Below are 21,720 nucleotides of genomic sequence, written 5' to 3'. Positions count from 1 at the left end.
ATGAACTACACCGTCAACGGCCAGACCACGTACTGCTACACCGGCGGCAAGCCCTTCGATGCGGCCAAGCCCACCGTCGTCTTCATCCACGGCGTGCTCAACGACCACAGCGTGTGGATCCTGCAGAGCCGCTGGTTCGCCAACCACGGCTGGAACGTGCTCGCGGTCGACCTGCCCGGCCACTGCAAGAGCGGCGGCCCGCCGCCGGCCAGCGTGGAAGAGGCGGCGCAGTTCGTGATTGCGCTGCTCGACGCGGCCGGCGTGCAGAAGGCCGCGCTGGTCGGCCACAGCTTCGGCTCGCTGATCGCGCTGGAAGCGGCCTCGCGCGCGCCGGAGCGCATCACCCAGCTCGCGATGGTGGGCACGGCCTACCCGATGGTGGTGTCGCCCGCGCTGCTCGAAAGTTCGGTGAGCGATCCGCAGCGCGCCATCGCCATGGTCAACACCTTCTCGCACTCGCTGCTGGCGCCGCCGCCCTCCTCGCTCGGCCCGGGCACCTGGCTCTATGGCAGCTCGCGCGCGCTGATGCGCCGCGTGCTGGCGAGCAACCGCGAGGCCAACGTGTTCCACATCGGCTTCAAGGCCTGCAATGACTACGCCAACGGCGAGGCCGCGATGGAGAAGGTGCAGTGCCCGGTGCTGTTCCTGCTGGGCGACGCCGACCAGATGACGCCGCCGCGCGCCACCAAGGCGCTGGTGGGCAAGGCGCGCAACGCGAAGGTGGTGACGGTGCACGCGGGCCACTCGCTGATGAGCGAGGCGCCCGACGCGGTGCTGTTCGCGCTGCGCGACTTCCTGAGCGCCTGAGCGCCGGGCGCCCGAGCGCTTATTCCGCCGCGATGCCCGCCCGGTGGGCGAGCGCGCGGTAGCGCGAGATCTCGCCTTCCATCTGCGCGCGGAATGCGGCCGCGCCGATGGCCACCGGCTCCATGCCCTGCGCGCGCAGCTGCGCCTGCAGCGCCGGGTGGCCCATGGTCGCGACCACCGTGCGAGCGAGCTTGTCGATCACCGGCGCCGGCGTGCGCGCCGGGGCGGCAAAGCCGTACCAGGCGTCGAAGGTGGCTTCGGGCAGGCCCTGCTCGGCCAGCGTGCGCACCTCGGGCAGCATGCTGGAGCGCGTCGCGCCCACGATGCCCAGCGCGCGCAGCTTGCCCGCGCGCACGTGCGGCGCCACGGCGGCCACGGTATCGATGGCGATTTCGACCTCGCCGCCGATCACCGCCAGCGAACTCTGGCTGCTGCCCTTGTACGGAATGTCCTGCAGCTGGATGCCCGCGGCCAGCGCGAACAGCTCGCCCGACAGGTGCGGCCCCGAGCCCGAGCCGAAGGTGGCGTAGCGGATGCTCTTCGGCTTGGCCTTGGCCGCCGCGATGAGTTCGGGCAGCGATTGCCAGGGCTGGCCCTTGCCCACCACCAGCACCAGCGGCGTGCGCGCCACGATGGCGATGGGCGCGAGGTCGCGCACCGTGTCATAGGGCAGCTTGGCGCGCAGGGCCGGGTTCACGCTGAAGCTGGTCGAGCCCGACAGCAGCAGCGTATAGCCGTCGGGCGCGGCCTTGGCGACCGCGTCGGTGCCGATGATGGTGGAGGCGCCGGGCTTGTTGTCGATCACGACGGGCTGGCCGAGCTGCTCCGACAGCGTCTGCCCCATGGCGCGTGCGACCAGGTCGGTGCCGCCGCCCGGCGGGAAGGGCACGACCAGCTTGATCGGGCGTTCGGGCCAGCCCCCCTGGGCGAAGACGGGTGAATGGGCGCCCAGCACGGCGGAAGTGGAAAGCAGCAGGCCGAAGCGGCGGCGGGAGATGGCGATGTCCATGGTGCGTGTCAGGAGAGAGTGGAAGCGGATTGCGCAAGCCGGCCGGCGGCCCAGGGTGCGAGGCCCGGCTCGCCCAGGTCCCAGTAGAGGCCGGCCATGATCTGCAGGCCCTCGCGCGCCAGCGGCGCGAGCAGGTGCTCGTTGGGCGCATGCTGCGCGCAGGCCGGGTATGAATGCGGCACCCACAGCGTGGGCAGCCCCAGCAGGTCGGCGAAGACGTCGTTGGGCAGCGAGCCGGCGAGGTTGGGCAGCAGGTCGAGCCGCCGGCCGCTGCTTTCCTCGATCGACTTGCGCGCCCAGCCCACCCAGGGGTTCTCCACGTCGAGCCGCGTCGCCGCGCCGGTCAGCGTGACCTGCACCTCGATCTGGCCGAAGCCGTGCGCGTCGAGGTGCGCGCGCACGATCTTCTGCAGGTCCTGCCACGGCGTGCCGACCACGAAGCGCAGCTGGCAGTGCGCCACGGCCTCGGAGGGAATCGCGTTGACGGGCCGCTGCGGCGAGCCCGCGCCAAGCGCCAGCACCTCGATGGTGTTCCAGGCCACCAGCCGCTCCGCCGGGCTCAGGCCCGGTTCGCCCCAGCCCTCGTCGACCTCGGGATCGTCCGCGCCGCCGCCGATGGCGATGCTGGCCAGCGCATCGCGCACCGCCCGCGCCACCGGCGGCGGACGCAGCGCCTCGACGAGGATGCGCCCGCGCACATCGACCAGCGAGGCCACCGCATGGCTGATGACCGTGCCCGGGTTGACCAGCACGCCGCCCCAGTTGCCCGAGTGGTAGCCGCGAGGCCGGGCGCGCAGCCGCAGGCTGAAGTTGACCGCGCCGCGCGAGCCGAGGAAGAGCGTGGGCCGCGCCGCGCTCACGCGCGGACCGTCGCTGGCGATGAACAGGTCGGCGCGCAGCTTGTCGCGCTGCTGCTCGCACACCGCGTGCAGGCCGGGCGAGGCAGCCTCCTCGCCCATCTCGATGAGCCAGGTCACGTTGTAGCCCAGGCGGCCGCCACGGGCTTCCAGCACCGCCGCGAGGCCGCCCAGGTTGATGCTGTGCTGGCCCTTGTTGTCGGCCGTGCCGCGTCCGTACCAGCGCTCGCCGCGCATGGTCAGCGTCCAGGGGGCGAGGCCCTCTTCCCATTGGGCGTCCTGCCCGCTGACCACGTCGCCGTGGCCGTAGCTCATCACCGTGGGCAGGGACGGGTCCTCGATGCGGCGCGCGATGAGGAAAGGGCCGCCGCCGGGCACCGGGTTGGCGATCACCTCGCAGGCGAAGCCGAGGGCCGCGAGCGGCGGAATCATCTCCTCGCGCAGGTAGGCCTCCAGCGCGGGCGTGGCGGCGCCGGTGTCGCTTTCGGTGCGAAAGGCGATGCGGCGCTGGAGGTCGGTGAAGAAGCCGCCACCGTCGAAATAGGCGGCTGCGGCGGCGAGGCTGTCTGAACGTTGCATGGGGGTCCTTGGCTCTCTGTGTCTTCCCGTTTGGCGGGTGGAGCAAGTACAAGGCCTGGAGGCCGATGCTTCCAGCATCGTTTTGGCAAGCTACCATTGCCTTGAAGGCAACACTCCGCCCTTTTCGGCCATCGCCATGACGCTACCGCTGCTCAGCATCCCGATGCGGCACTTCCTCGAAGTGGCGCGCAGCGGCTCGGTCAACCAGGCTGCGGCGCGCCTGTTCGTGGCGTCATCTGCGGTAAGCCGGCAGATCGCCAAGCTCGAAGACAGCCTGGGCACGCCGCTCTTCGAACGGCATGCGCGCGGCATGGCGCTCACGGCGGCCGGCGAGCGGCTGGCTGCGCATCTGCGCAATGCGCAGCTCGACATCGAGCAGGTGGTGGAGCAGGTACGCGACCTCGGCGGCCAGAGCGCGCGACGCATCCGCATGGCATGCACCGAGGGCTTCGCGGGGCACTTCATGCCGCTGGTGATGCGCAGCTTCGAGTCGGCGAACCCGGGCTGCCAGCTGGAGCTGCACGTGGGCTCGCCAGACGGCGTGAGCGCGCTGCTGGCGCGCGGCGAGACCGACATCGCGCTCAAGTACGTGGTCGCGCCCGAGCCCGGGCTGAAGATCGAGCACTCGGCCACCGCGCCGGTGTACGCCGTGCTGCGGCCCGACCATCCGCTGGCGCGGCAACGCGTGGTGTCGGTGGCCGACGCGGTGCGCTACCCGCTGGCCGTGGGTGACAAGGGCGTGACGGCGCGCCAGCTCTTCGACCAGGCCTGCAGCCTGCAGGGGCTGCAATACCACGCGCTCTTCGTGAGCAATTTCTCCTCGGTGCTGCTGCCGCTGCTGCGCACGCCTGACGTGATGCTCTCGGGCCTGCTCACGGTGATGCACCTGATCGACGAGGGCACGGTGGTGGCACGCCCCTTCGCGGAGGCACCGCTGCAGCAGCGCCAGCTGCAGGTGCTGGCGCTCGAAGGCCGCACGCTGCCGCCGCTGGCGCAGGACTTCGTGCGGCACCTGGTGGATGCCATCGCCAATGCGGGGCGGCGCAAGCTGGGGCGCGCTCGGGCCTCCGACGCGGCGAAGAAAGAGATCAGCCCAGGGCGTTGATGTCCGCCGGATCGAGAATCGGCTTCGGCGAACCGTTGCGCGCCACGGCCAGCATCGCGCGGCCCAGCTTCTCGGTGGTGGTCACGCGGTTCGGCCAGAGACGGAAGGCCAGCCCGAGCACGGGTTTGAGCACGACAATGGCCGCGTCGTAGACCGGCGTTTTCGAGCGGATGCCGTGCAGCGGCTGGATCATGCCGGGGCGGAACATGTAGGCCGCCTTGAAAGGCAGGCGCAGCAGGGCGTTCTCGGTCGCGCCCTTCACGCGCGCCCACATGCTGCTGCCGCGCTCGCTGCTGTCGGTGCCCGCGCCCGTCACGTAGGTGAAGGTCATGCCCGGGTTGAGCCGCGCGAGCACGGTGGCTGCCGCCAGCGTCAGGTCGTAGGTGATGCGCCTGTACTCGGGCTCCTTCATGCCCACCGACGACACGCCGAGGCAGAAGAAGCAGGCGTCGAAGCCCTGCAGCTGCGGCTCGATGCTGCCGTAGTCGTACATGTTCTTGTGGACCAGGTCGCGCAGCTTCGGGTTCTGCTGCCCCGTGGGGTTGCGGCCGACCGCGACGACGCTTTCGACATCGGGCGCCAGCAGGCACTCGCGCAGCACGCCCTGCCCCACCATGCCGGTGGCGCCGAAGATCAGGACTTTCATGGGAAGGCTCCGGTCAGACCGTGAAGAGGGCAGGCTTCTTGTTCAGCACAGCCAGCAGCAGATCGACGTCGAGGCTCGAAGGCTGCGGCGGCTGCAGCGCCGAGAGCATGCGCGAGAGCGTCTCGGCGTGCGGCAGCAGCGGGCCCAGGAAGCGCGTGCCGTCGGCGCCGGCGACCAGCAGGGTCGGGAAGGTTTCCACGTCGAAGGCATCGGCGATGTCGGCGTGGTCCTCGATGTCGACCCAGGCGAAGCGGAACTGCGGATGCGCGCGCGCCACTTCTTCGAGCAGCGGCCGGTAGTCACGGCAGGTGCCGCACCATTCTGCGCAGAGGCAGACGACCCACGGCGCATCGCCGGCCGGATCAGCGGATTCGGGGGTGCTTGGAAGGCTTGGAATAGCGCTCAAGGCTGATGCGTCGGTGGTGTGATCGGAAGACCGGGTGGTACGGCCGGGAGGTCGTGGCTATTATGGACAAAGCCCTCCCGGAGGGTACAGGAGACCCGCACGATGAACACCACGACTGCCCCCGCATCTGCCGTCGATCCGCGCCAGTTCAAGAGCTTCGCGGAGTTCTATCCCTTCTACCTCACCGAGCACGCCAACGTCACCTGCCGGCGGCTGCACTTCGCGGGCTCGACGATCTCGCTGCTGTGCCTGGTGGCGCTGCTGGTCACGCTCAACCCATGGTGGCTGCTGGCCGGGCTGGTGGCGGGCTACGGCTTCGCCTGGGTCGGGCACTTCGGCTTCGAGAAGAACAAGCCGGCCTCGTTCAAGCGGCCGCTCTATTCCTTCATGGGCGACTGGGCCATGTACCGCGACATCTGGCTGGGGCGCGTGAAGATCTAGATCAGGAGCACGTCGCCCAGCCTCAGGGAGCGCAGCGGGCCTTTCTGCCAGAGATCTTCGAGCGGCTCGGCCTGCGGCATCAGCAGCTCCTTCAGCAGCGGCTCGATGGGCGTCGACGGGTCGGCGAGCAGCACGTAGCGCGGGTCTTCGTTGGCTGGTTCTTCCGCCAGCGGCGCGATCCAGTCGAGCGCCACCAGCGTCTCGAGCACCGGCGCCAGCTGCAGCGCATCGACCCGCATGCGCGTGACCAGTTCGGTCGCGCCCATGCCCTTGGCCGGCGTGGCCTGCGCGCGGGCCAGGTGCTGCAGCGTTTCCATGGCCAGCTGCATGGGCCAGCCGGCGGTGCCGCCGCGCCGCGCGACGCCCGTCAGCAGGCTGGGCAGGTAGGCGGCGATGACCGCGCCGAGCAGCACGATCACCCACGCCACGTAGATCCACACCAGCAAAATCGGCACCGTGGCGAAGGCGCCGTACAGCACCGAGTAGGTCGGCACGAGGCTCAGGTAGTAGCCCAGCACGCGCTTGGCGATCTCGATGGCCGCCGCCACGAAGATGCCTCCGGCCCAGGCATGCGACCAGCGCACGTTGGTGTTGGGCACGTAGTGGTACAGCGACGCCATGCCGACCGCCAGCAGCATGAACTCGAAGGTGTCGAAGAAGAGCTTGACCATGCCGCGCCCCACCACGTCGCTGGTGGCCGCGACCACGTATGAGGTGGTCGACAGGCTCACCGCGAGGATGATCGGCCCCAGCGTGATGGCAGCCCAGTAGATGAGCACCCGCTGCGCGAACGGCCGCGGCGTGCGCACGCGCCAGATGTTGTTGAGCGTCTTGTCGATGGTGAGGATCAGCGCGATGGCGGTGATCAGCAGCACGATCAGGCCCGCGATGCCCAGCCCGCTGGCCTTGCTCGCGAACTGGTTCAGGTAGCCCAGCACCTGCCGCGCGATGTTGTCGGGAATCAGGCTCTCGATGAGCCAGCGCTGCAGGCGGCCCTGCATCTTGGCGAACATCGGGAACACGGTGAAGAGGGCCAGCGCCACCGTGAAGAAGGGCACCATCGCGATGGTGGTGGTGAAGGTCAGGCTGCTGGCGGTGAGGCCGAGCCGGTCTTCGCGGAAGCGCTCGCCCAACACCGCGGCCGTGTTGCGCCACGGGAAGCGCGAAAGATCCCTCCAGAGTTGCCGACGATTCATGGCCGGTATCATAGGAGTTGAACTCTCCCCCAGTCTCCGCGCACTTCGTGTCGCTGCGCCAACCCCCTCACCGGGGGCGATACCAGCGGCCCGGCAAAGCCGGTTCCGCGGTATCCCGCTCATGAATGCCAACCCGCCGCTTCCGCCCTCCTCCGTTCGCGCCACCCGCTGGGCCGCCGTGGGCAGCGTCGTCGGCCTCATCGTGCTGGGCCTGGCCTGGGAGCTGTGGCTCGCGCCCCTGCGACCGGGCGGCTCGCTGATGGCGCTGAAGGTGCTGCCGCTGGTCGTTCCGCTCGCGGGCCTGTGGAAGAACCGCATGTACACCTACCGCTGGGTCAGCCTGATGATCTGGCTCTATTTCACCGAGGGCGTGGTGCGCGCCTGGAGCGACACCAGCGGCGTGAGCCAGGTGCTCGCGCTGATCGAGGTGCTGCTGTGCCTCGTGCTCTTCGCAGCCTGCGCCTGGCATGTGCGGCTGCGCCTGCGCCATGCCAAGAACGCTGCCCGCCAACTGGAGGCTTCCGCCCAATGAACACTGCCGCTACTTCTGCTTCTTCTTCCCTGATCGAACAGCTGCGCGCCATCGTCGGCGCGTCGCACGTGCTCAACGAGGGCGACCTCACCGCCTACGAGCAGGACTGGCGCAAGCGCTCGCGCGGCAAGTCGCTGGCCGTGGTGCGGCCGGCCAACACGCAGCAGGTGGCCGACGTGGTCAAGGCCTGCGCCGCGGCCGGCACGGCGGTGATTCCGCAGGGCGGCAACACCGGCCTCGCGGTCGGCTCCATTCCGGACGAGAGCGGCACGCAGGTGGTGCTGAGCCTGCAGCGGCTGAACGCGATCCGCACCATCGACGCCGCCAACCTCACCATGACGGTGGAGGCCGGCTGCATCCTGCAGACACTGCAGGAGACCGCCGAGAAGGCCGGCTACCTGTTCCCGCTGAGCCTCGCGGCCGAGGGCAGCTGCACCATCGGCGGCAACCTCGCGACCAATGCGGGCGGCACGCAGGTGGTGCGCTACGGCAACACGCGCGAGCTGTGCCTGGGCCTGGAGGTTGTCACGCCGCAGGGCGAGATCTGGGAAGGCACCAGCGGCCTGCGCAAGGACAACACCGGCTACGACCTGCGCGACCTCTTCGTGGGCAGCGAGGGCACGCTGGGCATCATCACCGCCGCGACCATGAAGCTCTACCCGCTGCCCGCCGCGCAGCTCACGGCCTGGGCCGCGGTGCCCTCGCTGGACCATGCTGTGACCCTGCTGGGCCTCGCCCACAAGCACCTGGGTTCGGGCCTCACCGGCTTCGAGGTGATGGGCCGCTTCGCGCTGAGCCTGGTCGACAAGCACATGCCTCAGTTGCGCGTGCCCTTCATCGCCGACGAGGCCGTGCCGTACTGCGTGCTGCTGGAAAACTCGGACAGCGAATCCGAGGACCACGCCCGCGCACGCTTCGAGGCGCTGCTCGAAACCGCCTTCGAGGACGGCTGCGTGACCGATGCGGTGGTGGCAGAGAACCTCACGCAGGCGCACCAGCTCTGGCACATCCGCGAAAGCATTCCGCTCGCGCAGGCCGAGGAAGGGCTCAACATCAAGCACGACATCTCGATCCCGGTGTCGCGCATCCCGGCCTTCGTGGAAGAAACCGACGCGCTGCTGGCGCGCGAGATCGCCGGCGTGCGGCTGGTCAACTTCGGCCACCTGGGTGACGGCAACCTGCACTACAACGTGCAGGCGCCGGAGAACGTCGATACCAAGGCCTTCCTGAAGAACGAGGAAGAGCGCATCAACACGCTGGTGTACGACGCGGTCGAGAAGTTCGGCGGCTCGTTCTCGGCCGAGCACGGCGTGGGCTCGCTGAAGGTCGACAAGCTCGAGAAGCACAAGTCGCCGGTGGCGCTGGAGATGATGCGGGCGATCAAGCGCGGGCTGGACCCGAAGAACATCCTGAACCCGGGGCGGGTGATCCGGGTCTAGCGCGTACCGCAGGTCAGCCCGCCTGGCGGACGTGGAGCTTGACGGATGCGGCCCGCGCCGCCTCCGGCCTCTGCATGCTGGCGGCCGTGGGCACCGGATCGTCGCAGCGCGCGCAATCCGGCTGCGTGCAGCCCAGATGCACCGTGACCGGTCCGCCGGCCGGCAGGCCATGGGCCTGCGCCGCGCGCATCAGCCCCTGGTGCAGCGCCTCGTCGATCACCTCGACACTGGCGTTGCAGCCGCCGCAGCTCAGCCGAACCGTGCCTCCCGTGGCCTGCTGTGACCGCAGACGGTGCACAGCGCGCACGCCGCCCAGGCTGCGCTCCCATTCACGCTGGATGAGGTCGGCTTTTTCCAGCTCCTTGATCACGCGGTAGACGCTGGCGAGGCCGGAGACAGTCCCGCGCGCGAGCATGCGGCGGAACACTTCCTCGCCGCCCAGCCACTCGGAACCACTCTCGGCCAGCGTCTGCAGCACGCAGAGGCGGATGACCGTGGGCCGAATACCCATGCTGCGCAATTGCACCGAGAAGCTCTCGCTCGCGGGCGCCGCCGCGTACTGCATTGCTGCCGAAACTGCCACTGGCTCGTTCGCTCCTGTCCTGATCTGCCTTGCTTGCCTGCCCGCCTGGCCACCCGCGCTCAGGCCGCCAGGCCTTGCGCCGGCGTGGCCGTGACCTGCGCGACGCGCCCTGCCTTCATGTGCACGATGCGGTCGGCCACGTGGAAGTAACGGTCGTCGTGCGAGATGACGACCAGCGAGTGCCCCTTGGCGCGCAGTTCGGGCAGCAGCTCGGTGTAGAACAAGTGGCGGAAGGTCGGGTCCTGGTCGGCCGCCCATTCGTCGAACACCAGCACCGGGCGGCCTTCGAGGTAGGCGTGCACCAGTGCGAGCCGCTTGCGCTGGCCGGTGGACAGGTCGGTGGTGCTGAAGGCACCGTCCTTCACCGAGACCTTGTGCGCGATTTCCAGCCGCTGCAGGTAGGGCAGCGCGGTCTCGGGCAACGCCTGGTGGCCGCCCTCCTCGCCGGCGACCAGGTCCTCGAACAGGTAGAAGTCGGAGAACACGGTGGTGAAGAGCTGGCGGTAGTCGTCGCGCGTCTCGGGCGTGACGGGCTTGCCGTCGAGCACCACTTCGCCCTGCTGCGGCGCGTACAGGCCCAGCAGCAGCTTGATGAGCGTGGTCTTGCCCGAGCCGTTGTCGCCGACGACGAAGACGATCTCGCTGCGGCCGATCTGCAGGTCGACGGGGCCGAGCACGAAGGCGTCGCCGCCCTCGGGCGCATCGAAGGCATAGCGCACGCCGCGCAGCTCGATGCCCTCGCGCAGCGGCGGCGAGGTGGGCGGCGAGTCGAGGTGCAGGTGCGGCTCCGGCGTGGCGAAACGCGCCGACAGGTCGGCGATGCGCCCGAACGCCACCTTGGCGCGGCCCAGGTGCGGCAGCGCCCCCACGATCTGGTCGATGGGCCCCTTGATGAACAGCAGCACCAGCACGAAGCCGCTGAGCACCACAGGATCGGTCGTGCGCCATGCGGCCCAGCCGAGGATCAGCGCGATCAGCAGGAAGAACAGCGCCGAGCCGAAGGAGGTGGCGAGCACGAAGGTGTTGATGGCGCGACGGTTGATGTCGCGGATCGCATCGACGGTCTGGGCGATCTGCCCCTCGTACACCCTGGCGCGGCGGGCACGGTGCATGCGCAGCTCCTTGGCGCCCTCGCTGATGCCGCGATAGGCCTTGTGCAGTAACTCTTCCTTTTCGCGCGACTGGAAGAAGCCCGCGATGCCGCGCCCATGCGCCCAGCTCTGGATGGCCACGCCGATCAGCATGGCCACCACCAGCAGGCCGAAGAGCGCCGGCGACAGCCACGCGAGGTAGCCGAGGCAACCCAGCGCGATGGCCAGCGAGATCATGGTGGCGGCCAGCATGAAGGCCACGTCGCTGATCATGTCCACGTCCTGCGTGAGAACGGGCATCAGGCGGTGCATGCGGTAGCGTTCCAGTGCGTCGATGGGCGCCGCGAGAATCCTCAGGGCCAGGTCTTTGCGCACCTGCGCGACCAGCCGCTGGCCCACGACGTTGTTCGACATGTCCGAGAGCGCGCGGCCGACCAGCGCCACCACGCACAGCGCGATGAAGGTCAGGAGCAGTCCTCCGGCCATGCCGCCGGGCCGGCTGAGCACCTCGTTGATGGTCGCCAGCAGCGACACGGTGGCTGCGCCGGCAGCGATGCCGGTGACGGCCGAGAGCAGGATCCAGGGAGCGAAGGGTTTCAGCAGCCGGAGCAGATCGGTTGCCTTGGCGCTGGCGGGTTGGGTTTGCATGCCGGTATGACGCTGCGGCGGCCGGAATGTTTAGCCGGCAGCCGGCCCGCCGCTTACTGCAGGGTCGGCTCCTGGCACGACTCGTCGCCGGGCGCGGACCCGACCATCGCCGCGCCGGCCAGCGCCCACAGGGTCAGGGCATCGTCGAGCGCGCGCACGTGCCGGGCATCGCGACCCAGCCACTGGACCAGCTTCTCCGCGCACTCGAGCGACGGCGCGTCGTGCAGCTCGCGAAAGAGCCGCCAGGCCTCGCTGAAAGCCGGATCGGAAGGAACGTGGTGACGGGAGTTCATCGCATCTGGACGCCAGGACTGCTGTGGATGCGTGGATAGACGCGGCCCGCCGGCGGATGTTTAGCGCATGTCATCTCCGCGTCGCAATTTCGTGAACTATTGCGCCGCACTAAACCTTCGGGCGGCTCGCGCGTCTCCTGTTGGATGAGCACGACTTGCGCGGCCACGCCCGGTCTTTTCTTCCGATGATTCCCCTGCTGGCGCCGATCTTCCGGGGCGAGTGGGCAGCCTACGGCGAAACGCTGGCCTGCGCGCCACAGCCGCCCGCGGGCGCCGTCCAGGTGGCCGAGTTGATCGCCAGGCCGGAACTTCTTGCCGCGCTGCTGCAGCAGCACGCCCGCCACCGCCGCGTGCGCAGGCCCGACCTGCGGCCGGTGGCCTCGGCCTGGAGCATGCACTACCTGAATGCCCTGCTGCCTCCGGTGGCCGCGGCGGCCAGCCTGCTGCAACACGAATTTCCGATGGCGCCGGAGCGGGTATGGATCACCTTCGACGACGGCGCCGTGCCGCAGCGCTTTCACATCACGCACGAGGGGCGGGCGCACGCCGGCGCCGATGCCGCCACGCGCTACGCAGCACTCCTTTTCGAGCACCTTGGCCCGCTCTTCGCGCAGCTGACCCGGCTGACGCGCATCGCGCCCAGGATCTTGTGGGGCAATGCCGCGCGCTACCTGGAGCCCGTGCTCCAGCAGGGCCTGCTGCTCGGCGGCCACGCCCCCTCCATCGCGAAGGACCTGGACCACCTGCTGCACCAGCCGCGCTGGGGCTGCACCGACAACCCGATGTTCACGGTGCAGCGCAAGGTCGTGCGGATGCAGTCCGGCACGACGGCTGCGGTCACGCTGCATCGGCAGTGCTGCCTCTACTACCTGTTGCCCGAGGAGGGCTACTGCGGGGTGTGCCCGCTGGCGCCGGAGTTCCGCAAGGTGCGGGACCACGCCTAAACAAACAGCCGCGCCGTGCGTCTTTTGCGGATAAGCATCCATTCATAGATGCAACTGCGACTCCCATGCCACTGCATCCCGACCTAGAAGCCTTCCTTGAACTGGCCACCATCGCCGAGGAGGACGGACGCCCCCCGATGTGCGACATGTCGCCCGCCGAGGCGCGCGCCAGCTACGACCAGTCGACGCTGGCGCTCGACGGCGTCGGCCCCGACCTCCCCGTCGAGGACATCGGCTTGCGCGCCCGCGACGGCGCACCGCTGCGCGCGCGGCTGTACCGCGGCGCCCCCACGGGCGCACCGCTGCCCACCCTGCTCTACTTTCACGGCGGCGGCTATGTCGTCGGCGGGCTGGACTCGCACGACGCGCTGTGCCGCACGCTGGCAAGACACGCCGCGTGCGCTGTGCTGGCGGTCGACTATCGACTCGCGCCCGAGCACAAGTTCCCTACCGCCTTCCACGACGCCGAAGACGCCGCCCTGTGGCTCGCAGCGCACGGCGGCTCGCTCGGCCTGGACACCTCCCGCGTGGCCTTCGGCGGCGACAGCGTCGGCGGCACGCTGGCCACGGCGCTGACGATTGCCGCGCGCGATGCCGGGCGCCCGCAGCCGCTGTTGCAGCTTCTGCTCTATCCCTGCACCAGCATCCGGCAGGACAGCGACTCGCACCAGCGCTACGCCAAGGGGCATCTGCTCGAGCAGCGCACGCTGCAATGGATGTTCGGCCACTACCTGCGCAGCGAAGACGACCGCCACGACTGGCGCTTCGCCCCGCTCGCCGCGAAGGATCTCTGCGGCCTTGCACCCGCGCACATCGTGCTGGCGGAATACGACCCGCTGGTGGACGAAGGCAAGGCCTACGCCGGGCGCCTTCAGGATGCCGGCGTGCGCACGCACCTGGCCGTGCATGAGGGCATGGTCCATGACTTCGCACGGCTGAGCCAGGTGGTGGAGGAAGCGAATGCGCTGCGCTCGTCGCTCGCGCAGGTGCTGGCCGAGGCTTTCCAGCGGCCGGCAGTTGCCGCGACGCCTTCGGCGATCGGCGCATGGGTGTTCCATGCGCACCCCGAAGACCAGCCGCTCGAAGTGCGGCTCGACGCAATGAAGCTCACGGTCGGCCCGCAAGGCGGCAACGAACGCAGCAGCCGCTGGGCATTGCGCGAGCAGGCCGGCACGTTGCGTCTGGAATGGCCGCGGGGCGATGGCAAGGAGCCGGAGGAGACCCATCTGCTGGCGGCCATCGAAGCCGTCTTCGTTCGGCATCCGGAGTGCAAGACGCTGCCGTTGCAGGTGCCATCGTCGTGCATCGCCCGGCTGGTCGATGCCGGGGCGGTCGATGCTTTGGCCGGGCAATTGCCGAGCGTGGTGCGCGAGACCTTCTGGCAGCTCCCGCGCGTGTGGCAGCGCAATCCGCGCGAGCCCTTCGCGCAGCGCCATGTGATGAGCCAGGGCAGGCGGCATCCGCTGCGGCCCGCCAAGCCCGTCGGCACGGTCTACCAGCGCCACATTCCGTGGCTGTCGCAGACGCTGACGCTCGACACCGTGGACATCGAGCGCGACCTTCCCGCCTTCAACCGCTGGATGAACGACCCGGTGGTCGCGCACTTCTGGGAAGAACAGGGCGACCTCGCGAAGCATCGCGCGTACCTGGACGCCATCGCGGCCGACCCGCGCGTCACGGGGCTGATCGGCCGGCTGGACGGCGAGGCCTTCGGCTACTTCGAGGTGTACTGGGCCAAGGAGGACCGCATCGCGCCCTTCTGCGACGCGGGCGACCACGACCGCGGCTGGCACGCCCTGATCGGCGAGGCGCGGTTTCGCGGCAAGCCCTTCCTCACGGCGTGGATGCCGTCGGTGTCGCACTACCTCTTCCTGGACGACTGCCGCACGCAGCGCATCGTGATCGAGCCGCGCGCGGACAACCACAAGATGATCAAGAGCCTGGGCCGCTGCGGCTATGCGCACGTGAAGGAGTTCGACTTTCCGCACAAGCGGGCCATGCTGGGCATGCTGCTGCGCGAACGCTTCTTCGGAGAGGCCCTCTGGATTCCCCAAGGGGAGTCGACCATTTCGCCAACTTCGGCCGAGCGCGCCGAACATCCCACCGAGGACCCCTCATATGCAAATCCATGACCTGATCGGCGTCGGCTTCGGCCCGTCCAACATCGCCCTGGCGATCGCCCTCGACGAGAAGCGCCACCACGGCCAGTTCGTGGACGCGCTGTTCATCGAGAAGCAGCCGGGCTTCGTCTGGCACAAGAACATGCTGCTGGACAACGCGCACATGCAGATCTCGTTCATCAAGGACCTGGCGACGCTGCGCAACCCCGCGAGCCGCTTCACCTTCCTGAACTACCTGCACGAGAAGCAGCGCCTGCAGGACTTCGTCAACCTCAAGACCTTCTTCCCGAGCCGCCACGAGTTCAACGACTACCTGGGCTGGGCCGCGGCGCAGTTCGAGGACCGCTGCGCCTACGGCGAGGCGGTGTTCGAAGTGGTGCCGGAGATGCGCGGCACCGAGGTGCAGATGCTGCGCGTGCGCTCGCGCCAAGCCGACGGCACGGTGCGCGAGCGGCTGGCGCGCAACCTGGTGGTAAGCGTGGGCGGCGTGCCGAACATCCCGGCGCGCTTCCAGCCCTTCAGGGACGACGTGCGCGTGTTCCATTCGAGCAGCTACCTGGAGGCGATCGCGAAGCACCCCGACGCGAAACGCATCGCCATCGTGGGCGCAGGCCAGAGCGCGGCGGAGATCTTCATGGACCTGCAGAGCCATCCGAACAAGCCGGCGGTCGACCTGATCATGCGGGCGCGTTCGATCAAGCCCTCGGACGACAGCCCCTTCGTCAACGAGATCTTCAACGCCGACTTCACCGACTTCGTGTTCAACCGCTCCGAGCCCGAGCGCGCCGAGCTGCTGGAGGAGTTCTGGCACACCAACTACGCGGCGCCCGACCTGGAGCTGATCCAGCAGATCTTCAACGTGTTCTACCGCCAGCGCGTGGCGGGCGTCGCGCGCCACAGCTTCCTGCGCCGCCATGAGGTGTCGGCAGTGCGCGCGGCGGCGGACGGCATCCACCTGTCGCTGCACGACCTCAACAGCGGACAGCGCGGCAGCCAGGCCTACGACGTGGTGATCCTCGCCACGGGCTACACGCGCGACGGCCACAGGACGTTGCTCGATCCGCTGGCGCCCTATCTGGGCGATTTCACGGTCGACCGCGACTACAGGCTGCAGGGCACGCCGGAGCTCAAGCCGGGCATCTTCCTGCAGGGCGCCTGCGAGACGAGCCACGGGCTGAGTGACACGCTGCTGTCGGTCACTGCGATCCGGTCCGACGAGATCGGGCAGGCGCTGCTGAACGCGAATCCGCGCCCCATGCAGCAGCAGGCACAAGCGGCGGAACGCTCGTCGCGCGCGGCGGCAGTCATCTGACATCGGAAAGACTCGGCTCGGTGATACACTTAATAAGAATAGTTCTTATTAACCCCATCCCCCGGGGTCGCCGAAACGCAGAGCCATCGTCGCCATTTCGTTGCTTCCGGAAGGAGGCGGCGATTTCGCGGGCATGACCGGCGGCCGGTTTCCGGGGCCCATCGTCGATGCTTGCGAGAAGGCTGCCGGATGCGCGACCTCGTCCAGGAACTTGTAGCTCACTATGCGGACTTGCGCCGACAGCTCACTCGCGACCTGAGGGACCCCCATTACGCGGCGGACATTGCGCAGTCGAGCTTCGAGCGCGTCTACGCGCAGGCAACGAAGGCGCCCGGTGCAGCGCGCATCGACATCGCGTCCGATGACGCGAAGGACAACAGCGGCGGCGGCATCGAATCGCCCCGCGCCCTGCTCTTTCGCGTGGCGCGCAATCTCTGCATCGACGACGCGCGCCGCCGCAAGGTGGCGCAGGAATGGGTCGGCTCGCACGCCACGATCGGCTCCAGCCTCGTGGCGCCCTCCAGCGAATTCGTCCTGGCGCAGCAGCGCGTGCTGGTGCGGGTGGTCGAGACCATGGAGAAGCTTCCGCCCAGGCGGCGCGAAGTGTTCCTGTTGTTCCGGGCCTACGGCCACACGCGCGCCGAAATCGCGCAGCAGCTCGACATCACCGAAATGGCCGTGGCCAAGCACCTGCTTCGCGCCACCATCGACTGCTCGCGGGTGTTCGCCGAGCTGCGCGCCGAGCTGATCGAGCCGCCGCACGTACACAGCCGTGCGGGCTTCGACGCCACGCTGGCCGAAGACTTCTCGTGAGCGGCGGCATGGCAGTGGGCGCACCGCGCGAACGGCTGATCGAGCGCGCGCTCGCGCTGATCGTCGAAGGCGAGATAGCAGCACCGGTCGATGCCGCGCGGCGCGCCCGCATGGCCCTGAATCAGTGGCGCAACCGATCGCCGGAGCACGCGGCGGCCTTGCTCGAAGCGCGCCACCGCTGGGACATGCTCGGCGGCATGGCCGACGACCTGCGCGCGCACTTCGACACACCGGCGGCCGGCATGGCGGCGGCGGCCGCAGCGGCAACCTCCGCCCGCTCGCCGCAGCGCCGCAAGCTGCTGCTTTCAATCGCGGGGCTGGTCGGCGGCGGGCTCGTCGCGGGCCGCGGCGTGCAGTGGTACTGGCAGCAGCCCGTTTTTCGTTCCGCCTACAGCACCCGCACCGCGCAGATGCTGAAGGTGAGGCTGCCCGACGGCGTCGGTGCAGCAGACGCGTCAGGCAACGGCAGCCATCTCGACATCGCGCCGCAAAGCGCCATCGAGGTCACGCTGTACCGCAGGCAGCGCGTCGTCGACATGGCGCGCGGCGAGGTGCGCTTCGAAGTGGCGCACGACGCGCAACGGCCCTTTCTGGTCCGCACACGCGGCGCGGTCATCGAGGTGGTCGGGACCGTCTTCACCGTGCGCGACCGCGGCGGGCCGATCACCGTGGGGGTGGAACAAGGGCATGTCCGCGTGCAGGTGCGCCCCCGTCAGAGCGCCGATGCATCCGCATCTGTCGCGGAAACCATCGACCTGCGCGCCGGCGAGCTCGTCGAAGTGCAGGACGGCCACGCCGATGCCGTGCGGCAGTCCGACACCCGCGCCCTCTCGGCGTGGCGAGACGGCTGGCTGGTGTTCGACAACACGCCCCTGAGCGAGGCCCTTGCGGCGGTCAACAGCTACCGAGTCCGCCCCATCGTCAGCGCCGACGCGCGCATCGGCGCCCTGCGCCTGTCCGGCCGCTTCCGCACCAACGACTCCGTGGGCCTGGTGGAGGTGCTGCCGACGATCCTCCCGGTAACGACAGTACCCAACCCGGACGGCAGCGTGGAGCTGCAGGCGCGCTGAAAAAAGAGGCGATTCCGGCCTCGCGGCGTACCCGTGCCGAAACAGGGTGTCTCTGTTTGGCGAGTTCAAACGTCTTACTTTGAGAAACGCCAAGGCTGCGGTTTTTTCGCGAGCCATGGCGTCCAAAAGTACGAATACGTCGCATTTACTTGACCTGGAGCCCTGACCCATGCGTTCTTCGCCTCGCCATCGCCTTCTGAGCGCCGCGCTTGCCGCTGCCTTCGGAACCACCTTCGTCAGCTGGAGCAGCCTTGCTTCCGCCCAGGCGTCCGAACAGGCGGCCGCGCCGACCTTCGACATCCGCGTGCCCGCGCAGCCGCTGGCGGCGGCGTTGAACGAGTTGTCGCGGCAGACGGGCACCCAGGTGCTGGCCTCGGGCGAAGTGGTCTCACGCATCAGCGCGCCAGCCATCTCGGGGCGGCTGACCTTCCAGCAGGCGCTCGACAGGCTCCTCTCCGGCAGCGGCCTGAGCGCCTCGCGCGAGGGCGGCGCCTATGTGATCCGCTCCGGGATCACCGGCGATTCCGGCAAGACCCTGCCGCAGGTGCTGGTCACTGCCTCGCTCGATTCCGATTCGTCCGCCGCACTGCAGAAAGACGGTAGCGCCACCGACGGCTACCGCGCCAAGACCCTGTCGTCGGTCGGCCCTCTCGGCAGCATGAACCTGCAGGACACGCCCTATTCCGTCAGCGTGGTCCCGCGCGAGCTGATGCAGAACATCCAGGCTCAATCTCCCGACGACATCTACAAGCTCAACGCCTCCACCCGTACGTCCACGCCGCAGATCACGAGTTGGAGCCCTCTGGTGAGCATCCGCGGCTTCGAAGGATCGAACATCGCCGAAGACGGCCTGCGCCGCGTCTACAACCACGCGGCCGTGCTCGAAGACAAGGAGCGCGTCGAGATCCTGAACGGTCTCTCTGGCTTCCTCTACGGCGCGGCCTCGCCCGGAGGGATGATCAACTATGTCTACAAGCGCCCGACGATCGAGCGCCTCAACAGCGTCACGGTAGGCAACTACGGCGGCAGCCAAGGCTATGTGCATGGCGACTTCGGCGGCCGCTTCGACGAGGCCGGCCGCGCAGGCTATCGGCTGAATGTCGTCAAGCAGGAAGGCGGCACCGCCATCGACGACCAGAAGATCAACCGCACGCTGGTCAGCGCCGCGGTCGACTGGCAGGTGACCGACAGGCTCCTGCTCGAGTTCAACGCGGTCTACAACAAGTACCGCACCTCCGGCACCTCCGCCTACTGGTTCTTCGATGGCGTACCGCACGGCCGTGCGCCCGACGCCAGGAAGAACTGGGGTCAACCCTGGGTGCGCGACGAATTCGAGAACACCAAGCTCATGGGCAAGGCGACCTACCGGCTCAACGACAACGTCACGCTGCGCGCAGCCTACATGCGCGACAACATCGACCGTCCGATCCAGGACCACACGATGAACAGCGTGTCCTCGAACGAGGGCTACAACCAGATCCGCATCCGCTCGGGCCGCACCAAGGACACTTTCGACGCTGGCTCCGCGCTGGCCGACATCAGCTTCAACACCGGCCCGGTCGGGCACAAGCTGACCCTCGGCTACTACATGTACTCCGACCGCTCGTGGAGCACACGCAGCAGCCCCAACACCGGCTGGCAAGGGCCCTACCCCTTCAACACGCCGACCTACGTGCCCGAGCCCTATTTCCCACCGAGCCTCTCCGCCCCCTACTACTCGGGCCGCGTGGTCAATTCCAACTACGTCATTGGCGACAACATCCAGTTCAATGACCAGTGGTCGATGCTCGTGGGCGTGAACCACAGCACGATTCGCACCGAATCGCTCGACTCCACCGGAGCCCTGTCGCAGCCCAACTACGACAAGAGCCGCAATTCGCCCTCGATCTCGCTCATGTACAAGCCGGTGCCCTGGCTCACCGCCTACGCCAGCTACCTCGAAGGCCTGGAACAAGGCGGCATCGCGCCGGACACCGCCAGCAACTACGGCTCCATCCTGGCCCCGATGGTCAGCCGGCAGAAGGAGATCGGCATCAAGGCCACCGTCGGCAACATGCTGCTGACCACGGCGCTCTTCGACATCGAGAAGGCCTACGAATTCACCGACAGCAACAACGTCTACACCCAGGCCGGCCGCCAGAACCACAAGGGCATCGAGTTCAACGCCTCGGGCAAGATCGCCGACAAGTGGACCGTGGTGGGTGGCATCACCGCACTCGACGCCAAGGTGAAGGGCTCCGACTACAACGGCAATGCGCCGATGAACGTGGCGAAGGTCGTCGCCAAGATCTACTCCGAGTACGAGCTCCCCGTTCCAGGCCTTAGCCTGACCGGCGGCATCTACTACACCGGCAAGCAGTGGGCCAACGCGGCCAACACCGACCGCCTGCCGGCCGTGACCACCGCAGACATCGGCATGCGCTACGCCACCAAGGTCTCGGGCAAACCGCTGACGCTGCGCCTGAACGTGAGCAACGTGACCAACAAGAGCTACTGGCTCAACAGCTACTACGTCGGCGCGCCGCGCAGCATCGCGTTCTCGGCCCAGGTCCAGTTCTGAGCAGTCTGACGGACATGCGCGCGGCATTCGGCATCTTCCATCGCTGGGCGGGGCTGTTCGCCGCGCTGTTCCTGTTCGTCTCCGGCCTCACCGGCGCGGTGATCTCGTGGGATCACGAACTCGACGAATGGCTCAACCCCGTGCTGTTCGACGCGAAGAGCGGCGCCACACAGTCGCCCATCCCGCCGCTCGAACTCGCGCGCCGGGTGGAGGCGTCCGAGCCGCGCGTGCGGGTGAACTACCTGCCCCTGTTCATCGAACCGGGCCACACGCTGTCGATGTCGGTCGACGCGCGCGTGAACCCGGCCACCGGCCAGCTGTTCGAGCCGGGCTTCAACCAGATGGCGCTCGACCCCGCGACCGGTCTCGTGCAGGGCACGCGCGAGTGGGGCGCCATTTCGCTTTCGCGCGAGAACCTGCTGCCCTTTCTCTACAAGCTGCATTACAGCCTGCACATCCCCGACCGGTGGGACATCGAGTTCGGCATGTGGCTGATGGGCCTGGTCGCCATCGTCTGGACGCTCGACTGCTTCATCGCGCTGTGGCTCTCGTTTCCCAGCCGCAAGTCGTGGCGCAAGTCCTTCGCCTTCCGCTGGCGCCAGGGCGGGCACAAGCTCAATTTCGACCTTCACCGCTCGGGGGGCGTCTGGGTCTGGGCGCTGCTGCTGATCCTTGCGACGACGTCGATCTCCATGAACCTCGGCGACCAGATCATGCGTCCGGTGGTGTCGTTCTTCTCGCCGCTGACGCCCAACGTCTTCTCCACCCGCACGGCTGCACCGCTGAACCAGCCGATCGAGCCCTCGATCACCCGCGAGCGCGCCATCGCGCTGGCCCAGTCCGATGCCACGAGCCGGGGCTGGACCGCGCCGCCGGGCGGAATCTTCTACTCCGCGCGCCACGGCATCTATGGCGTGGGCTTCTTCGAGCCTGGCCAGGACCATGGCGACGGCGGGCTTGGCAACCCCTGGCTCTACATCGACGGGCGCACCGGCGCGCTGGCCGGCACCAACATACCGGGCACCGGCACTGCAGGCGACATCTTCCTGCAGGCGCAGTTCCCCCTGCACTCGGGCCGTATCCTCGGCTTGCCGGGGCGGATCATGATCTCGCTCATGGGCCTGGGAGTGGCAATGCTCAGTGCGACCGGCGTGATCATCTGGATGCGCAAACGGCGTGCACAGATGCGGGCAGCAAGTCTGCAGCCCGCAAGAAGCGCAGCCGTCGCTGCCTGAGCCGGTTCGAACGGCTCTTTTTCCCCTCCCTCCT

20 protein-coding genes and 1 pseudogene are annotated in these 21,720 nt (G+C 68.5%); 13 read left to right on the top strand and 8 right to left on the bottom strand.

Features of this window, described 5'->3' with window-relative positions; translation table 11 throughout:
• A complete protein-coding gene (locus AC1VNX_RS11810) occupies positions 1–807 on the top strand; it encodes an alpha/beta fold hydrolase (protein ID WP_483156866.1) in 807 nt (268 codons plus the stop codon).
• Positions 808–826: 19 nt separating this feature from the next.
• Here the strand turns inward: AC1VNX_RS11810 and AC1VNX_RS11805 are convergent, their stop codons facing one another.
• Complete coding sequence (locus AC1VNX_RS11805; protein WP_483156865.1) at positions 827–1,816, bottom strand: Bug family tripartite tricarboxylate transporter substrate binding protein; 990 nt, start codon at positions 1,814–1,816, stop codon at positions 827–829.
• An 8-nt stretch (positions 1,817–1,824) separates the two neighbouring features.
• Entirely contained in the window at positions 1,825–3,252 is a 1,428-nt protein-coding gene (locus AC1VNX_RS11800) for a M20 family metallopeptidase (RefSeq protein ID WP_483156864.1), read from the bottom strand.
• A gap of 136 nt (positions 3,253–3,388) precedes the next feature.
• Here AC1VNX_RS11800 and AC1VNX_RS11795 point away from each other — a divergent pair, with 136 nt between their 5' ends.
• Positions 3,389–4,357, top strand: coding sequence for a LysR family transcriptional regulator (locus AC1VNX_RS11795; RefSeq protein ID WP_483156863.1), 969 nt, complete (start codon positions 3,389–3,391; stop codon positions 4,355–4,357).
• On the opposite strand, the gene AC1VNX_RS11790 is transcribed toward AC1VNX_RS11795, so the two are convergent.
• Together AC1VNX_RS11790 and AC1VNX_RS11785 are read right to left on the bottom strand one after the other, a co-directional pair.
• Complete coding sequence (locus AC1VNX_RS11790; protein WP_483156862.1) at positions 4,341–5,003, bottom strand: Rossmann-fold NAD(P)-binding domain-containing protein; 663 nt, start codon at positions 5,001–5,003, stop codon at positions 4,341–4,343. The genes AC1VNX_RS11795 and AC1VNX_RS11790 overlap by 17 nt on opposite strands.
• A gap of 13 nt (positions 5,004–5,016) precedes the next feature.
• Positions 5,017–5,400, bottom strand: coding sequence for a thioredoxin family protein (locus tag AC1VNX_RS11785; protein ID WP_483161937.1), 384 nt, complete (start codon positions 5,398–5,400; stop codon positions 5,017–5,019).
• A gap of 111 nt (positions 5,401–5,511) precedes the next feature.
• Between AC1VNX_RS11785 and AC1VNX_RS11780 the strand changes: the two genes are divergently transcribed.
• Complete coding sequence (locus AC1VNX_RS11780) at positions 5,512–5,850, top strand: Mpo1-like protein (RefSeq protein ID WP_483156861.1); 339 nt, start codon at positions 5,512–5,514, stop codon at positions 5,848–5,850.
• On the opposite strand, the gene AC1VNX_RS11775 is transcribed toward AC1VNX_RS11780, so the two are convergent.
• Positions 5,847–7,058, bottom strand: coding sequence for a YihY family inner membrane protein (locus AC1VNX_RS11775; protein WP_483156860.1), 1,212 nt, complete (start codon positions 7,056–7,058; stop codon positions 5,847–5,849). The genes AC1VNX_RS11780 and AC1VNX_RS11775 overlap by 4 nt on opposite strands.
• A gap of 109 nt (positions 7,059–7,167) precedes the next feature.
• On the opposite strand from AC1VNX_RS11775, the gene AC1VNX_RS11770 reads away from it, so the two are divergent.
• Both AC1VNX_RS11770 and AC1VNX_RS11765 read left to right on the top strand, forming a co-directional pair.
• Positions 7,168–7,578, top strand: coding sequence for a DUF2069 domain-containing protein (locus AC1VNX_RS11770; protein ID WP_483156859.1), 411 nt, complete (start codon positions 7,168–7,170; stop codon positions 7,576–7,578).
• Complete coding sequence (locus AC1VNX_RS11765) at positions 7,575–9,017, top strand: FAD-binding oxidoreductase (RefSeq protein ID WP_483156858.1); 1,443 nt, start codon at positions 7,575–7,577, stop codon at positions 9,015–9,017. Before AC1VNX_RS11770 ends, AC1VNX_RS11765 begins: the two co-directional genes overlap by 4 nt.
• Positions 9,018–9,030: 13 nt before the next feature.
• Here the strand turns inward: AC1VNX_RS11765 and AC1VNX_RS11760 are convergent, their stop codons facing one another.
• Genes AC1VNX_RS11760 through AC1VNX_RS11750 form a run of 3 tightly spaced genes read right to left on the bottom strand, consistent with a single transcriptional unit; the run spans position 9,031 to position 11,632 of the window.
• Positions 9,031–9,600 carry a transcriptional repressor gene (locus tag AC1VNX_RS11760; protein WP_483156857.1) on the bottom strand — a complete coding sequence of 190 codons (570 nt, stop codon included), beginning with the start codon at positions 9,598–9,600 and terminating at the stop codon, positions 9,031–9,033.
• 59 nt (positions 9,601–9,659) lie between these two features.
• Complete coding sequence (locus tag AC1VNX_RS11755; RefSeq protein WP_483156856.1) at positions 9,660–11,339, bottom strand: cyclic peptide export ABC transporter; 1,680 nt, start codon at positions 11,337–11,339, stop codon at positions 9,660–9,662.
• 53 nt (positions 11,340–11,392) lie between these two features.
• Entirely contained in the window at positions 11,393–11,632 is a 240-nt protein-coding gene (locus AC1VNX_RS11750) for a hypothetical protein (RefSeq protein ID WP_483156855.1), read from the bottom strand.
• A gap of 185 nt (positions 11,633–11,817) precedes the next feature.
• Between AC1VNX_RS11750 and fhuF the strand changes: the two genes are divergently transcribed.
• The 8 genes and pseudogenes from fhuF to AC1VNX_RS11710 all read left to right on the top strand — a co-directional run bounded on the left by fhuF (position 11,818) and on the right by AC1VNX_RS11710 (position 21,686).
• Positions 11,818–12,576, top strand: coding sequence for a siderophore-iron reductase FhuF (fhuF, locus tag AC1VNX_RS11745; RefSeq protein WP_483156854.1), 759 nt, complete (start codon positions 11,818–11,820; stop codon positions 12,574–12,576).
• Between the two features lie 65 nt (positions 12,577–12,641).
• Positions 12,642–13,583: pseudogene (locus AC1VNX_RS11740) on the top strand (alpha/beta hydrolase); the annotation flags it as partial.
• Between the two features lie 93 nt (positions 13,584–13,676).
• Complete coding sequence (locus AC1VNX_RS11735; RefSeq protein WP_483161936.1) at positions 13,677–14,708, top strand: GNAT family N-acetyltransferase; 1,032 nt, start codon at positions 13,677–13,679, stop codon at positions 14,706–14,708.
• A complete protein-coding gene (locus AC1VNX_RS11730) occupies positions 14,695–16,008 on the top strand; it encodes a lysine N(6)-hydroxylase/L-ornithine N(5)-oxygenase family protein (RefSeq protein ID WP_483156853.1) in 1,314 nt (437 codons plus the stop codon). Before AC1VNX_RS11735 ends, AC1VNX_RS11730 begins: the two co-directional genes overlap by 14 nt.
• Positions 16,009–16,197: 189 nt before the next feature.
• Complete coding sequence (locus AC1VNX_RS11725) at positions 16,198–16,821, top strand: RNA polymerase sigma factor (RefSeq protein WP_483156852.1); 624 nt, start codon at positions 16,198–16,200, stop codon at positions 16,819–16,821.
• Complete coding sequence (locus AC1VNX_RS11720; RefSeq protein WP_483156851.1) at positions 16,818–17,891, top strand: FecR family protein; 1,074 nt, start codon at positions 16,818–16,820, stop codon at positions 17,889–17,891. Before AC1VNX_RS11725 ends, AC1VNX_RS11720 begins: the two co-directional genes overlap by 4 nt.
• A gap of 169 nt (positions 17,892–18,060) precedes the next feature.
• Positions 18,061–20,451 carry a TonB-dependent siderophore receptor gene (locus AC1VNX_RS11715; protein WP_483156850.1) on the top strand — a complete coding sequence of 797 codons (2,391 nt, stop codon included), beginning with the start codon at positions 18,061–18,063 and terminating at the stop codon, positions 20,449–20,451.
• Positions 20,452–20,465: 14 nt separating this feature from the next.
• Positions 20,466–21,686, top strand: coding sequence for a PepSY-associated TM helix domain-containing protein (locus AC1VNX_RS11710; RefSeq protein ID WP_483156849.1), 1,221 nt, complete (start codon positions 20,466–20,468; stop codon positions 21,684–21,686).
• Positions 21,687–21,720: the final 34 nt, after the last annotated feature.

The organism is Variovorax sp. TLI9-5A (assembly GCF_056867935.1).
The sequence above is the reverse complement of the archived record's forward strand: the minus strand, read 5'-3'. Positions and strand labels throughout refer to the sequence as shown.